This window comes from Streptomyces sp. BE20 (genome assembly GCF_036322525.1).
Taxonomy (GTDB): domain Bacteria; phylum Actinomycetota; class Actinomycetes; order Streptomycetales; family Streptomycetaceae; genus Kitasatospora.
The window spans coordinates 1-14,779 of the sequence record NZ_JAQYWW010000792.1 but is presented as its reverse complement, the minus strand read 5'-3'; the positions used below and the strand labels follow the sequence as shown (position 1 = coordinate 14,779).

At 72.8% G+C, this 14,779-nt stretch carries 10 protein-coding genes and 1 pseudogene; 7 read left to right on the top strand and 4 right to left on the bottom strand.

Going from position 1 to position 14,779, the window contains the following annotated elements:
- Window positions 1–29: 29 nt before the first annotated feature.
- A complete protein-coding gene (locus PUR61_RS16670; protein WP_329879654.1) occupies window positions 30–1,157 on the top strand; it encodes an LLM class flavin-dependent oxidoreductase in 1,128 nt (375 codons plus the stop codon).
- Window positions 1,154–1,807, top strand: coding sequence for an FMN reductase (locus tag PUR61_RS16665; RefSeq protein ID WP_329879631.1), 654 nt, complete (start codon window positions 1,154–1,156; stop codon window positions 1,805–1,807). Before PUR61_RS16670 ends, PUR61_RS16665 begins: the two co-directional genes overlap by 4 nt.
- 109 nt (window positions 1,808–1,916) lie before the next feature.
- On the opposite strand, the gene PUR61_RS16660 is transcribed toward PUR61_RS16665, so the two are convergent.
- Window positions 1,917–2,321 (bottom strand): winged helix-turn-helix transcriptional regulator, encoded by a 405-nt coding sequence (locus PUR61_RS16660; protein WP_329879630.1) that lies wholly within the window; start codon window positions 2,319–2,321, stop codon window positions 1,917–1,919.
- A gap of 255 nt (window positions 2,322–2,576) precedes the next feature.
- Between PUR61_RS16660 and PUR61_RS16655 the strand changes: the two genes are divergently transcribed.
- The 3 genes from PUR61_RS16655 to PUR61_RS16645 all read left to right on the top strand — a co-directional run bounded on the left by PUR61_RS16655 (window position 2,577) and on the right by PUR61_RS16645 (window position 6,053).
- Entirely contained in the window at window positions 2,577–3,935 is a 1,359-nt protein-coding gene (locus tag PUR61_RS16655; protein ID WP_329879629.1) for an MFS transporter, read from the top strand.
- Between the two features lie 211 nt (window positions 3,936–4,146).
- A complete protein-coding gene (locus PUR61_RS16650; protein WP_329879628.1) occupies window positions 4,147–5,259 on the top strand; it encodes a Dyp-type peroxidase in 1,113 nt (370 codons plus the stop codon).
- A complete protein-coding gene (locus PUR61_RS16645) occupies window positions 5,256–6,053 on the top strand; it encodes a family 1 encapsulin nanocompartment shell protein (protein ID WP_329879627.1) in 798 nt (265 codons plus the stop codon). The genes PUR61_RS16650 and PUR61_RS16645 overlap by 4 nt, the downstream gene beginning before the upstream one ends.
- Window positions 6,054–6,454: 401 nt before the next feature.
- Here the strand turns inward: PUR61_RS16645 and PUR61_RS16640 are convergent, their stop codons facing one another.
- Window positions 6,455–9,616, bottom strand: a complete 3,162-nt coding sequence (locus PUR61_RS16640) for an AfsR/SARP family transcriptional regulator (RefSeq protein ID WP_329879626.1) — start codon at window positions 9,614–9,616, stop codon at window positions 6,455–6,457.
- A 465-nt stretch (window positions 9,617–10,081) separates the two neighbouring features.
- Here PUR61_RS16640 and PUR61_RS16635 point away from each other — a divergent pair, with 465 nt between their 5' ends.
- Window positions 10,082–12,076 (top strand): ATP-binding protein, encoded by a 1,995-nt coding sequence (locus PUR61_RS16635; protein WP_329879625.1) that lies wholly within the window; start codon window positions 10,082–10,084, stop codon window positions 12,074–12,076.
- Window positions 12,077–12,105: 29 nt separating this feature from the next.
- Here the strand turns inward: PUR61_RS16635 and PUR61_RS16630 are convergent, their stop codons facing one another.
- Together PUR61_RS16630 and PUR61_RS16625 are read right to left on the bottom strand one after the other, a co-directional pair.
- Window positions 12,106–12,738, bottom strand: a complete 633-nt coding sequence (locus PUR61_RS16630) for a hypothetical protein (RefSeq protein WP_329879624.1) — start codon at window positions 12,736–12,738, stop codon at window positions 12,106–12,108.
- Window positions 12,739–12,740: 2 nt separating this feature from the next.
- Complete coding sequence (locus PUR61_RS16625) at window positions 12,741–14,198, bottom strand: hypothetical protein (protein ID WP_329879623.1); 1,458 nt, start codon at window positions 14,196–14,198, stop codon at window positions 12,741–12,743.
- A gap of 439 nt (window positions 14,199–14,637) precedes the next feature.
- Between PUR61_RS16625 and PUR61_RS16620 the strand changes: the two are divergent.
- Window positions 14,638–14,779: pseudogene (locus PUR61_RS16620) on the top strand (electron transfer flavoprotein subunit beta); the annotation flags it as partial.

Genomic DNA, 14,779 nt, shown 5'->3' with positions numbered 1-14,779 from the left:
CGGGATTCATCAGGAGTGTGGTGAGCAGCATGCAGTTCGGAATCTTCACCGTCGGCGACGTCACCCCCGACCCGACCACGGGCCGCACCCCGAGCGAGCACGAGCGGATCAAGGCGATGGTCGCCATCGCACGCAAGGCCGAGGAGGTCGGCCTGGACGTCTTCGCGACCGGCGAGCACCACAACACGCCGTTCGTGCCGTCCTCGCCGACGACCATGCTCGGGTACATAGCCGCGCAGACCGACCGCATCATCCTCTCCACCTCGACCACCCTGATCACCACCAACGACCCGGTGAAGATCGCCGAGGACTTCGCGATGCTCCAGCACCTCGCGGACGGCCGGGTGGACCTCATGATGGGTCGCGGCAACACCGGCCCGGTCTACCCGTGGTTCGGCAAGGACATCCGCCAGGGCATCCCGCTCGCGATCGAGAACTACGCGCTGCTGCACCAGCTGTGGCGCGAGGACGTGGTGGACTGGCAGGGTCGCTTCCGCACCCCGCTGCAGTCCTTCACCTCCACCCCGCGCCCGCTGGACGGCGTCGCGCCGTTCGTCTGGCACGGCTCGATCCGCAGCCCGGAGATCGCCGAGCAGGCCGCCTACTACGGTGACGGCTTCTTCGCGAACAACATCTTCTGGCCCAAGGAGCACTTCCAGAAGCTGGTCAACCTCTACCGGGAGCGCTACGCCCACTACGGGCACGGCACCGCCGAACAGGCGTACGTCGGGCTCGGCGGCCAGGTGTTCATGCGGAAGAACTCGCAGGACGCGGTGCGCGAGTTCCGCCCGTACTTCGACAACGCGCCGGTGTACGGGCACGGCCCCTCGCTGGAGGAGTTCACCGACCAGACCCCGCTCACCGTGGGCAGCCCGCAGGAGGTCATCGAGAAGACGCTGACCTTCCGCGAGTCCTTCGGCGACTACCAGCGCCAGCTGTTCCTGATGGACCACGCGGGCCTGCCGCTGAAGACGGTGCTGGAGCAGCTGGACCTGCTCGGCGAGGAGGTCGTGCCGGTCCTGCGCGCCGAGTTCGCGAAGGGCCGCCCGGCCGAGGTCCCGGACGGGCCGACCCACGAGGCCCGGGTCGCGGCCGAGCTCGCCCGGCAGGGCGAGCAGCAGCAGGAGCAGCAGGAGACCACGGAGGTGACCAAGTGACCGCGTACCGACTGGTGGTGGTCAGCGCCGGCCTGAGCAAGCCGTCCTCGACGCGGCTGCTCGCCGACCGGCTCGCCGAGTCGACGAGCCGCCGGCTCGGCTCCGCCGGGCGGCCGGTGGAGGTGACGGTGGTCGAACTGCGCGACCTCGCCACCGACATCGCGAACAACTTCGTCACGGGCTTCCCCGGCGCCGCGCTGCGCGAGGCGATCGAGGAGGTCACCCGCGCCGACGGCCTGATCACGGTGACGCCGATCTTCGCGGCCTCGTACAGCGGGCTGTTCAAGTCGTTCTTCGACGTGATCGACCCGGACGCGCTCACCGGCAAGCCGGTGCTGATCGCGGCCACCGGAGGCACGCCCCGGCACTCGCTGGCGCTGGAGCACGCCGTCCGGCCGCTCTTCAGCTACCTGCGGGCGGTCGTCGTCCCGACCGCGGTGTACGCGGCCACCGACGACTGGGGCGCCGCGGGGGACCGGCTCACCGACGGCCTCCCCGGGCGGATCGATCGGGCGGCCGGCGAGCTCGCCGCGCTGCTGGCCGGCCGCGTCCCCTCGGCCCGGCCGGAGCAGACCGCCCCGGGCGCGCAAGCCCCGGCCGCCCAGGCCGTGGTCCCGTTCGCCGAGCAGCTCGCCGCCCTGCGGGTCTGACGGCGAGGCGGCGGGAGCGGCAGGGCGCCGGCGCCGCGCGGCGAACCCGCGGCAAGAAGGGGCGGACCCGACCCGGGCCCGCCCCTTCGCCGTGCTGTGCGGCGGGTGCTCAGACCGCGCGCGCGTCGTACGAGGCGCGGGCCGTCGCGATCTCCCGCTGATGCGACTCCGTCCACGTCACCAGCGACTGGATGGTGGTGTGCAGCGTCCGCCCCAGCGGTGTCAGTGCGTAGTCCACCCGGGGCGGCACCACCGGGTGGACCGTCCGTTCGACCAGGCCGTCACGCTCCAGCTGCCGCAGCGTGACGGTGAGCATCCGCTGGCTGACCCCGTCGATCTCGCGCCGCAGCTCGGTGAAGCGCAGCGAGCGGCGGTCGAGCAGGGCGATGACCAGCAGCGACCACTTGTCGGCGATCCGGTCGAGGATCTGCCGGACCTCGCAGTCCTCCCGGGTGTCCCACTGGAGCACGTCGTAGCCGTCCTCGGTACCCGCGCAGTGCGTCGGTAACTTCAAAGTGCCTTCTTCCACAGCTCCTGATGCTGCCTCAGGATGGCCAGTGGTTACAAGAGGGAACCGACCGGCCGAAGAGGAACCGGCTCGTTCTGTCGCCCTCGCCTCCCCGCGCACTCCCAGGAGACCTCCGTGTCCGTGTCATCAGCCGTGCCCGAAACCGGAAGCCCGGGCCCTGTCGGAAGCCCGGGCCCGTCCGGCGGCCGGGTCGACGCCGCCTCCGGGCCCCCGTCCCGCTTCGGCGGGCGGGAGGCAGCCGTGCTCCTCGTGCTCTGCGGCGCGATCTTCCTGGAGGGCATCGACGTCGCGATGCTCAACGTGGCGCTCCCGTCGATCCGCGCCGACCTGGGGATGAGCACCGGTTCACTCAGCTGGGTGCTGAGCGCCTACGTGCTCGGTTACGGCGGGTTCATGCTGCTCGGCGGCCGGACCGCCGACCTGCTGGGCCGGCGCCGGATGTTCCTGCTCTGGCTCACCGTCTTCGTCCTCTTCTCCGGCCTCGGCGGTCTCGCCACCGAGGGCTGGATGCTCATCCTGGCCCGCTTCGTCACCGGCCTCTCCGCGGCCTTCATGACCCCCGCAGGACTGGCCGTCATCACCACCGCCTTCGCCGAGGGGCCCCGCCGCAACCGCGCCCTGCTCGTCTACGCGGGCACGGCGGCGGCCGGCTTCTCGCTCGGCCTGGTGGCCGGCGGGCTGCTCACCGCCGTCAGCTGGCGCTGGGTCTTCTTCGCTCCCGTCCTGCTGGCCGGCGCCCTGCTGATCGCCGCACTGCCGCTGATCCCGCGCGACGAGGCGCCCACCCGTCGCGCCGGCGAACGCTTCGACCTGGCCGGCGCCGCGACCGCCACCGGCGCGATGCTGCTGTTGGTCTACGGGGTGGTCAGGCTCGGCGAGCCCGGCGCCGAGGCACTCTGGACGGTGGCCTCGCTGGCCGGCGGACTGGCCCTGCTGGCCGCCTTCGCGGCGATCGAACGGCGCTCCGCCGCACCGCTGGTCCGTCTCGGCCTGCTGCGCTCCGGGCCGCTCCTGCGGGCCAACCTGGGCGCGCTGCTCTTCGCCGGCTCGTTCTTCGGCTTCCAGTTCGTCGTCACCCTGTACCTCCAGGACCTGCGCGGCTGGAGCTCCCTCCAGACCGGGCTCGCGCTGCTCGCCGTCGGCGTGGACGCGGTACTGGCCCCGACGCTCACGCCCCGGCTGGTCGAGCGGTTCGGCAACGCCCGGGTGATCCTCGGCGGCTTCTGCCTGGCGGCCGTCTCGTACGCACTGTTCCTGCCGGTCGGGCTGGACTGGACGTACCCGATGATGTTCCCGACCATGATCCTCACCGGACTGGCGTTCGCGCTCGCCTACGGGCCGCTGACCATCGCCGCCACCGACGGCGTGGCCGAGGAGGAGCAGGGGCTGGCCGGCGGGCTGCTCAACACCTCCTTCCAGTTCGGCGCGGCACTCGGCCTCTCGGTGGTGACCACCGTCAACCTGGCGGCGACCGGCACGGACGGCACCGCGCAGGCCGGGCTGGACGGCTTCCGTGCCGCGCTGGTGGTGCCGGTGGCGGCGGTCGTGCTCGGCGCCCTGGTCACCGCGACCGGCCTGCGCCGCCGCACCCGCGGCTGACCCCCGCGCCACTGCGCCGCACCGTCGCGCCCGGCCCCGCGCCGGCCCCGCCCCAGGACCTGCCCCGGGGACCGTGTCACCTGCCGGCCCGTACCGGACGGATCCTCCGTCCGGTACGGGCCTTCCCGCGTTCGGGGCGGCGACCGCGCCGTAATGTCCGCTCTGGGGTGTAATCGTACGGACGATCAGACCCCGGAGACCGGAGTCCGCCATGCCTTCCGTGCCGCCCCCGTCCGCCGCCCGACTCCCGGCCGCCGACCCGGCGCCGCCCGCCGACCCGCCCGACGCGCAACCCGTCCTCGCCCCGCTCACCAGCGCCGCGATCTTCCTGGTGCTCACCGTCGACCCCGGTGGCGAGCAGACCGTCCGCGCGCTGCTCCCCGACCTCGCCGGACTGCGCCGCTCCGTCGGCTTCCGCGCCCCCGACGCGGGCCTGACCTGCGTCACCGGCATCGGTTCCGACGCCTGGGACCGCCTCTTCGCCGGCCCCCGTCCGGCGGCGCTGCACCCCTTCCGGGAGGTGGCCGGAGCCCGTCACCGCGCCCCGGCCACCCCGGGCGACCTGCTGTTCCACCTGCGGGCCGCCCGCATGGACCTCTGCTTCGAACTGGCCGGCCAGCTCACCCGGCGGCTCGCCGGGGCGGCCACCGTCGTGGACGCCGTCCACGGCTTCCGCTACTTCGACGACCGTGACCTGCTCGGCTTCGTCGACGGCACCGAGAACCCCGAGGGCCGGGCCGCGGACGCCGCCGTCCGGGTCGGCCCCGAGGACCCGGAGTTCGCGGGCGGCAGCTACGTCATCGTGCAGAAGTACCTGCACGACCTGGACGCCTGGAACAGGCTGCCGGTCGAGGCACAGGAGCGGGCGGTCGGCCGTACCAAGCTCACCGACATCGAACTCGACGACGACTCCCAACCCGCCGACTCGCATGTCTCCCTGACCACGATCACCGGCCCGGACGGCGAGGAACGGCAGATCATGCGGTTCAACATGGCCTTCGGATCGTTCGAGGACGGTGGCGAGTTCGGCACCTACTTCATCGGCTACGCGCGCGACCCGGAGGTGACGGAGGAGATGCTGCGGAACATGTTCGTGGGCCGCCCGCCGGGCGCGTACGACCGGCTGCTGGACGTCTCCACCGCCGTCACCGGGACCCTCTTCCACGTGCCGACCGCGGACTTCCTCGACGACCCGCCGCCCGCACCCGCCGCGGACACCGCCGACGCCCCGCCCGTCCCCGCAGCGCCGCCCCGCGCCCCGTCCCTCGCCTCCTTCGATGGCTCGCTCGCCATCGGCAGCCTGAAAGAGACCCCGTCACGATGAACAACCTGCACCGCGACCTCGCCCCCGTCTCGGCCGCCGCCTGGGAGGAGATCGAGGAGGAGGCCCGGCAGACCTTCAAGCTGCACGTCGCCGGCCGCCGGGTGGTCGACCTGAGCGGCCCCGAGGGCCTCGCGCTCGCCGCCGTCGGAACCGGCCACCTGACCTCCATCGACCCGCCCGCGGACGGTGTCGTGGCCCACGCCAGGGAGGCCCGGCCGGTCGTCGAACTGCGCGTCCCGTTCACCGTCTCGCGCGCGGCCGTCGACGACGTCGAGCGCGGCTCCCGCGACTCCGACTGGCAGCCCGTCAAGGACGCCGCCCGGGCGCTCGCCCTGGCCGAGGACCGCACCGTCTTCGAGGGCTACCGGGCCGCGGGGATCGAGGGCATCCGCGCCGGCGCGTCCAACCCGGCGGTGCCGCTCCCGGCCGACGTCCGGGACTATCCCACCGCCGTCAGCCAGGCCCTCACCGTCCTCCGCCTCGCCGGCGTCGGCGGCCCGTACGCCCTGCTCCTCGGCGCCGGGGCCTATACCGCCGTGAGCGAGACCTCGGACCACGGCTACCCGGTGGCCGCACACATCGCCCGCCTGCTCGACGGCGAGATCATCTGGGCCCCGGCCGTCGAGGGCGCCTTCCTGCTCTCCGCCCGTGGCGGAGACTTCGAACTGGTCCTCGGCCAGGACGTCTCCGTCGGGTACCTCTCCCACACCCCTGACACCGTGGACCTCTACCTCCAGGAGTCCCTGACCTTCCGTCTCCTCACCGCGGAGGCCGCCGTAGCCCTGGGCGGCTGAGAAGTCGGGCGGGGTCATCTCCGAGGGCGTGATCGGAGCCCCGATCACGCCCTCGGAGATGGCGCGGCGCCTCAGTACCAGATGGGCATCCGCCAGAAGAACCCCGGTGCCGCCGGTTCCGCGGAATTATTGGCCGGCTCGGTGGCTCGGATCCGAGGGCATTCGACTATCGGGGCGTGAAGGTCGCTCATTTTCTGTGTCTCTCTGCGTGTAGCGATGGTTCGGGGCGCGAAGATCTGCTGCGCTCCGAGCCATGTGTAGCAGAGTCGTCAGGGGCAACACAAAGCGGTGTCTGACACATTGGCATGTGTTCGGTACCGTGCAATCGTTGGATCCATGTAGCGACTGCTTAGTATCTCTACGATCAAATTCGATCAGAAGTGCATAGAGTCGACGAGCAGTCAATCGGAACGCGGCACTCCATCTGCGCTTCGTGGATGGATCTTGGTAAGCGCCTCTTCGGCCAGGTCGGCCTGGTCGGCGGCGCCGATCTGCCGGGCGATCGAGATCGCCGCAGTGAGGTGGCCGATCGCGGCGACGCTCTGTCCGAGCATGACCTCGGAGCAGCCGAGCCCCCGTAGGGCGGCCACTTCTTCGCGGGTCGTTCCGATGGATCGGGCCAGCGCGAGGGCGATGGTGTACTGATCATGAGCTTCCGCCGGACGGTCGGCCGATCGAAGTGTGTCACCGAGGCTGTTGAGCGTGTCCGCCTCGTGTCGGATGCCGCCGACTGAGCGGAACACGGACAGGGCTGACCGGTAGAGAGTCAGGGCGCGATCGAGTTCCTCCGGGATCCTGAGCGAGGATGCCAGGTTGATCTTCACGACCGCCAGGTCGAAATGAGACATGAAGTCCACCCCGCGTTCGAGTATGCGTTCGAATGCGATGCGGGCCGCCGGAAGGTCGCCGGCGCTCAGGTGGAGGTCGCCGATATTGTTGAGAATTATCAGTTCGAAAGTTCTGTCATTGAATTGCCGAGCCAACGGAAGGGCGCTCCGATAGGCCATGAGGGCCATTTCCTGATTTCCTAGTGAGCTCTGCACGATTCCGACGCTGGCGAGGCACCGGGCGGTGTTCCAGCGGTCGCCGCTCTCTCTTCGGATTCGCAGCGCCTCCTCTTGCATGGCAAGAGCCTGGGGCAGGGAGCTCTGGTGCCAGAGCAGCTCGCCGAGCAGGCTCAGTGCCTCTGCGATGGCATCTGTGTCCTCCTCGGCCCGAGCCAGGGCGAGCCCGCGCTCCAGGGCCTCGAACGCCGCCGGGTAGCGCGAGGCGTTCGCGAGGGTCGCGCCGAGGTTGATCAGCGCCCGTGCCTCGCAGCGGTCGTTCGCTGCCGAACGCCAGTACGTGACCGAGGCTTGATGCAGGTCGTGGGCCTCACTCCAGTAGGCCTGGGCGTCAAGGTGGCCGGCCAGTACGTGAGCCAGCCAGGCGGCGGCCTCGGGGTGCTCGGTGTTCTGTGCATGGGCTGCGAGCGCGATCAGTCCCGCTTGCTCGGTGTCAAGCCAGTCCCGCGCGGATTCGGTTGAGTTGAGGTCAATGTCGTACAGGAGTGTTTCCAGTCCGGGTAATTGACGGAGCGGTGGCAACGCGAGACGTGACCGCCGCGGATACAGCAGCCGGTCGGCTTGGTCGGCCGCCCCGAGCATGAAGCCGAGCAGCCGGCGGATGGCTCCATCGACCTCTTCCGGGCCCCCCTCCTCGCGAGCTAGCAGAATCGCGTACTCGCGGAGGAGGTCATGGAGTTGGAAGCGCTCCGGCACGTCCTCGCCAAGGAGGTGGCAGTGGTGCAGGGCCTCCAGAATCTGGTCCGTCTCGTCGACCGATCGCCCCAGCAGCGCCGCCGCCGCGTGCAGGCCGATGTCCGGCCCCGGGTAGAGGCCCAGTAGCCGGAATGCCTCCCGCTGCTCGCGGGGCAGGGAGCGGTAGGAGACCTCGAAGGCGCGGGCGATGCTCTCGGAGCCGTGCCGGATCTCCGCGAGCCGGCCGGTCTTGCGGGACAGTCGCTGGGCCAGATGATCCAGGGTCCACGAGGGGCGCGCCTTGAACCGGCTCGCGGCCAGTTCGATGGCCAGCGGCAGAAGGCCGCAGCGGTCGACGATTTCGACGATCCGGCTGCGGTCGCCCGCCCGTTCGCGACCGACCACCGAGGTGAACAGGGCGACCGCGTCATCGACGGGCAGGATGTCCAGGAAGATCGGTCTGGAGCCGGGTAGCTCGGCGAGCCGGTGGCGGCTGGTGACGAAGACCAGGGAGGCAGGGGCGGTCGGTAGCAGGGGGCGGATCTGGGCTGCGCTGGAGGCGTCGTCGAGCACCACGACGGCCCGGCGCGAGGCCAGGACCTCGGCGCAGAGCCCGAAGAGCTCCTCGGTGTCGAGCGGGATGGTCGCGGCCGGAACACCGAGTCGCCGGAGCAGTGCGGTGGCTGTGGCCTCGGTGGTGAGCGGTTGCTGGTTGCCCGCGTGGGCACCTAGGTTGAGGTGAACGTAGCCACCGGGGAAGCGCGACCGCATCAGGTGTGCCGCATGCAGGGCGAGCGTGGTCTTGCCGACGCCGGCCATGCCGAGGATCGCGGACACGGTCACCACGCCGCCCTGCTCGTTCCCGTCCTCGGGCTCGCCGAGCAGTCGTCGGAGATCGTCGTGGCGGCCGATCATGTGTCGAGCCGGTGGGCCGACCGGGACTGGCCGCTGGGCGGGCGTCGTGCGCGCAGGGTGCGGCCGAGCCGTCGTCCGCCGGTCGGTGCGTCCATCCGTCCGGTCCTCGGGCGGCGGCTCCGCCCGCCCGTCCGGTCCCGAGAGCGGGGCGCCCCGCAGCATCCGCTCGTGGAGGCGGGTGAGGGCGGCGCCGGGGGCGGTGCCGAGGTCGGCGCGGAGGCGGCGGACGACGGCGGGGTAGACGGCGAGCGCCTCGGCCTGGCGGCCGGCGCCGTGGAGGGCGACCAGCAGGTGGGCGGCGACGCGTTCGTCGGTGGGGCGCTCCTCGCGGAGCGCGGTGAGTTCGGGGATGAGTTCGCTGTGGCGGCCGAGCCGGAGGTCGATCTCGACCCGCAGGAGGGTGGTGGCGAGGCGCTGGTCGGCCATGGTGGCGCGGGTGGACTGGGCCCAGCCGCCGGGGAGTCCGGCGAGCGGTTCGCCGCGCCACAGCTCCTCGGCCCGGCTCAGGACGGTCCGCGCCTGGACGTCGTCCCCGTTGTCGGCGAGTTGGCGGGCTCGCCGCGAAAGGTCGACATAGCGATGCCAGTCGATCAATTGGGGGTCGGTGCGCAGCGCATACGTGTGCGATCGGGTGTCGATGGTGGGGACGTCCCGGGGCGCGCTGAGGCCTTCCGCGTCGGCGGCCTTTCGCAACTCGCTCCGAATGCGGGAGACGTGACTGTAGATGCTGGCCAGCGCGCTGGGCGGCGGTTCCTCGTCCCAGATCCTGTTGGCCAGCCACTCGTGCGAGAGCGGTCGCCCCACCTCCAGGGCCAGGGCGGCGAGCAGGCGGCGACGCTTGTCCGAGCGAATCGCCAACAACTCGCCGTTCACCGAAAGTTCAACCGAGCCCAGAAGATGGAACTCCATTCGACGCCCCCCGCCGGTTGGCTACCAGCTTGCCGTGTCGGAGGTGAGCATCCCACGCCTTCGGGCGCCGCTGCTATACCGTCTGCCTTCTTCAGGGATCGAGGTTATTGGCATATTCTCCATATGACCATGCGTCATGTGGTATCGGCTGCACGGTATTTGATCACCTCTGATCACCGTCGGGGTCCTGCCACTCGGATACGTCGTTCTGCGGGTAGGGGGACCAGTGGAGCCTGTGACGTTCACGGAGCCGGATGTGCAGCCGGGTGCACGGCCGGCCGGCGGGAGCGGCCGGTGAGTGAGGCGGATCAGCAGTCGACGGGCGGGAGTTACTCGGTCTCCGGTACCCGGGTGGGCGGTTCGGTGGTCCAGGCCGGGTCGATCCGGAGCGTGCACATCCACGGCGGGCCCGCCCCGGCCCCGGCGCTTCCGGTGCCACGCCAACTCCCCCCTGTGCCACGGCGCTTGGTCGGACGTGAGGACGATCTCGCGGCGCTGGACCGGTCGTTGGGCGACGCGACCGACGCCGCCGACGTCACGGTGGTGGTGACCGGGCCGGCCGGGGTGGGCAAGACGGTGCTCGCCACCCAGTGGCTGCGCGGCCTGTCCGGCAGGTTCCCCGACGGCCAGCTCTACGCCGACCTGCGCGGTCACGCCCCGGGCGGGCCGGCCGACCCGGCCGAGGCGCTGGGCGCCTTCCTGCGGGCCTTCGGGATCACGCCGGTGCCCGGCAGCCTGGCGGAGGGGGCCGCGCTGTGGCGCTCGCTGGCCGCCGAGCGCCGGATCGCCGTGCTGCTCGACAACGCCTCCACGGCGGCGCAGGTCCGCCCGCTGCTGCCCGGTTCGGAGCACGCCGTCGTCGTGGTCACCAGCCGGCGGCGCCTCACCGGCCTCGGCATAGACGGGGCGGTGTTCCGCAAGGTCGACCTGCTCTCGGACGACGCGGCGGCGCAACTGCTCACCCAGCGGGTCGGCGAGGACCGGGTGGCCCGCGAACGCGCCGCCGCCGCCGAGGTGGTGGAGCGCTGCGCGGGCCTGCCGCTCGCGGTCTGTCTGGCCGCCGCCCGGATCGCGGCCCGCCCGGTCCAGTCGCTCGCCGCCACCGCCGAGGCGCTCGGCCACGAATCCGACCGGCTCGCCGCATTCGACGTGGAGGGAGAGGCCGTGCACCAGGTGCTGGACGCGTCCTTCGAGGTGCTGGACGCGGACGCGGCGCGCTTCTACCGGCTTCTCGGTCTGTTGCCCTTCCCCGTCTTCACGCTCGATGTCGCCTGCGCCGTGGGCGACTTGGCGCCCGGCGTGGCGGACCGGCTGCTCGACGGCCTGATCGACGTCCACCTCCTGGAGGAGATGGAGGGCGGATTCCGTTTTCACGATCTGGTGAAGTTGCACGCCCGGGCGCTTGCCGTCGAGGTCCGTGACGCGCCGGAGGGCCGGGCCGCCGTCGACCGTGTCCTCGACTGGTACCTGGCCTCCGCGACCGCTGCCGAGGCGCTGCTCAGCCCGAGCCACCGCACCCTGGGCCGTGACTACACGCGGCAACCGGTGCCCCGCGCACGAGAGTTCACCGAGGAGGCGGAGGCCCTCGGCTGGCTGGACGCCGAGGCCGACCGGCTCGCGGACGCGCTGCGCTGGGCCGCCGCCACCGACCGGACCGCCGTCGCCTGGCAACTCGTCGACGCCATGTGGCCGTTGTTCCTCCGGCGGCGTCCGGCCCGGCTCTGGATCGAGGCGCACCGGATCGGCCGGGCCGCCGCCCGCGCGGCCGGCGACCGGGCCGGGGAGCTGCGGATGCTCACCTCCGGCGGCACCGGCCTGCGCAACGCCGGGGAGGGGGAGGAGGCGGCCGCCTGGTTCGAGGAGGCGTTCGCGCTGGCCCGGACGGTCGGCGACCCGCTCGTCGAGGCCGACGCGCTCTACGGCCTGAGCCAGACCCACCGGACGGCGGGCCGGCTCACCGAGGCGGCCGAGTGCCTCCGCGGGGCGGTCACCCTGCGTGAGGCCCGGGGCTACGCCCGTGGCACCGCCCTCGCCCGTCTGGCGCTGGGTGACGTCCTGCTCGCCGCCGGGCGGGCCGCCGAGGCCGTCCCGGTGATTACCGGCGCCCACCGTGAGCTGGTCGCCGTGCCCGCCGCGTACGAGGCCGCGCGGGCGCTCGCCTTCCTCGGTCAGGCGCACGCGGCGCTCGGTGCGGACGGGGAGGCGGAGCGTTGCTACGCGGAGGCGCTGGCCGAGTTCCGTACCGGTCAGGCCCGCCACTGGGAGGCCCGCGTCCTCGAACTCACCGGCGACCTGGCCCGTGACCGCGGGCGCCTCACCGAGGCGGCGGCCCGGTACCGGGAGTCGCTGGCCCACTACCGGGCGCTGGCCGCCCCCGACGCAGCCCGCCTGGCCGCCGGCCTCGACGCCCTGGGGGCCGCCGCCTCCCCGCCGGACGACGGGGAGGCGGGCCCGGAGTAGTGGTGCCGCCGGGCGCAGGTCGGTTCGGCTCACCGGCCGTCGGGCCGTCCGGGTGGGCGCCCGGTCGGCGGGGCGGCCGGCGGGGAGGGTGTGCCGGGTCGCCGTCCGCGGCCGAACCCGCCGCCGAGCGACCCGTGCGGGGAGGACGCCGAGGCGGCCAACGTGGTGATCTCGGCCAGTGCCCGCCCGGCGGCCAACCAGGCGTGGGCGAGCGAACCGACGGCCGACCGCGGCCAGGAGGACGGCGGACCGCCGGTGCCGGGCCGGAGCCGGAGGGCCAGCCGTCCTCCCGTCCGGGCGAGGACGAGGAACGAGCCGCCGCCGCACTCGGCCGAGGCGACCGCGCAACCGGGGTGCGCCCGAAGGACGGCGGCGAGCCGGGCGAGTGCCTGTCGGGGATCGGGCGCGCGGAGGTGGAGGACGTCGGCATGGTGGCGCCACCGGCCGGCGTCGGGGTCGGTGAGGTCGAGCGCCAGGTGCTCGTCGACGAAGGTGCGGGCGAGCGGGTCGCCGTCCGGATCGTTCCGCAGGCAGCTGGTGAGCAGACCGTGGCAGAAACCGGCGGGGGAGTGGACGCGGGCCTCGAAGAGCGAGGCGGGCGCCCCGGCCGACGGCGCGAGGCCGTCGGCCGGGGCGAGCCGCACCGTGTGCAGTGCGGCCACGGTCACCCCCACCCGCCGTGTCCGCCGTGTCCGGCAGATCCGCCGTCTTCGCCGGGCCCGGCGAACCCCGCGCCCCCCGAGGACGACACGAGCGACAGGGGCAGGGGAAGGGGCAGCGCCGGTGGTTCCGGCGCGTGGGCGGGTTCGCCCAGACCGAGGACGCGGTAGAGCAGCCGCCGCATCCGCCGGTCGAACCGGCCCGGCTCGGAGCTGATCCGCGCGGCGATGGCGGCGTACTCCTCGGGCCGGTACTGCTCCGCCGCGTACGCGAGCTGGGCGGTCAGCGGGTGGGCGGGGGTGAGTGACGGCGCCGTGCGGGCGAGCAGCGCGCCGGGCGACCGCGGATTGACGTCCCGGTGCGGGTACTCGGCGAGCAGGATCGGCGCCCGGGTCATCGTGCCGTACAGGGTGACGGAGCCGTGGTCGCCGATGATGAAGTCGGCCGAGACGAGCAGCGGCCGCCAGTCCTCCTCGGGCGAGAGCACGGTGACGGCCCCGCGCGAGGTCGCCGTCGCCCAGGAGCGCACGGCCCAGGGGCTGTGTTGGGCGGCGACGTTGGGGTGGACCAGCAGCGCGGTCCGGTAGCCGTGCCGGGGCAGTTCGGCGGCCAGCCGCGGCAGGACCGCGTCCAGCCTGGTGAACAGCGAGCCGCTGCCCCAGGTGGAGCAGACCACCACCAGCCGCTCGTCGGGCCGCAGCCCGAGCGCCGCCCGGTACCGTTCGCGGGCGGGGAGCGCGGCGGCGATCCGGTCGTAGCAGCCGTCGCCGACCACCTCGGCGATCGGCAGCGCCTCCGGGCAGCCGCGGCCGAGTTCGGTGAGGTCGTCCTGGTGGGCGAGCGCGTACGCGGTGGGCACCAGCTGCCCGTTCCAGGTGACGTACTCGGGCCCGAGCCCGGCGACCGTTCGAGCGGACCGCCCGGACTCGGCGCCCACCGGTTCCGCCCCCGCCGCACCCCGGCCCGTCGGGTCTCCTCCTGCCGCGCGCTCGCCGGCCGAGCCCCCGCCCGTCGCCTCCGCCGGGCCGGTCGCGCCTGCCACCCCTGCCACCCCAGCCTGCCCGGGTGACAGCTTGATGTGCCCGGCCCCGTGCGGCAGCCGGACGAGCGGGCCGCGCAACTGCTCCAGCCCCTGCGAGCCGGCTGCCAGCACCAGGTCGAACTCCCGCCGGACGGCCTCCGCCCACGGCAGCACCGTGCCACCGAGCCGCCGGACGTGTGCCGCCGCACCCCCGTTGAAGGCGTGCGGCGCCACCGTGAACTGGACGTGGACCCGCAGGTCCGCGCCGAGCAGCGGGTAGATGTCGTGCAGCCGCTGGCCGTACACCATGGAGTGCACGACCACCAGCACCTCCTTGCAGTCGGTCAGCGTGGCCCACGACCGCCGGTTGCCCGGCCGTTCCCCGCCCTGCTGTCCGTTCCGCCGTTCCCCGTGGCGGACTTCCCCGTGCACCAAGGTCATGTCGGTCCCCCTCCTTGATCCCGGTCCGGGGCCCCGGGTCTCGGCGGCCCCGACGAGGGTCTGCCCGGGCGGTCTGGCGGATTCCATGACGGGTCCTGGCAGGTGCTTGCGCAAACCTTGCGCGCAGTCTTTCCCCGGTCCACCGCCCGGCCCGTTCCCGCGGCTCGCCGGCTCGCGGGCGCCGTTCGCGGCCCCTCTGCCGGACCCGCCGGAGGGCCGAAGGGTACTGAGTTCCTTTACGAGGGGTACTGAGTGCCGTATTCTCTCGGGAGAGCCTCTGACGCCAGTCGAAGAGAGCCGACAGGGCATGCCGGTCCAGGTGGCGCGCGCCGCACGCAGGGCGCGGTGCGCCGGACTTGGCACTCAGTACCCTCGGCATGACCTGAGGCCGTGGACCAGTGCACCCGTACCAAGTGCACCCGTACCAGGAGAATCGCTCATGAGCTTGAGGATCGTTGTCTGTGTGAAGCACGTGCCGGACGCGACGGGTGACCGTCGTTTCTCGGACGATCACACCACCGACCGGGAGGGCGTGGACGGCCTTCTGTCGGAGCTGGACGAGTACGGCGTGGAGCAGGCGT

Bases quoted from the DNA above. Each gene is read 5' to 3' on its own strand.
- PUR61_RS16650 (WP_329879628.1), top strand. From the start codon at position 4,147: ATGCCTTCCGTGCCGCCCCCGTCCGCCGCCCGACTCCCGGCCGCCGAC.
- PUR61_RS16640 (WP_329879626.1), bottom strand. From the start codon at position 9,616: ATGGAGTTCCATCTTCTGGGCTCGGTTGAACTTTCGGTGAACGGCGAG.
- PUR61_RS16625 (WP_329879623.1), bottom strand. From the start codon at position 14,198: ATGACCTTGGTGCACGGGGAAGTCCGCCACGGGGAACGGCGGAACGGA.
- PUR61_RS16645 (WP_329879627.1), top strand. From the start codon at position 5,256: ATGAACAACCTGCACCGCGACCTCGCCCCCGTCTCGGCCGCCGCCTGG.
- PUR61_RS16670 (WP_329879654.1), top strand. From the start codon at position 30: ATGCAGTTCGGAATCTTCACCGTCGGCGACGTCACCCCCGACCCGACC.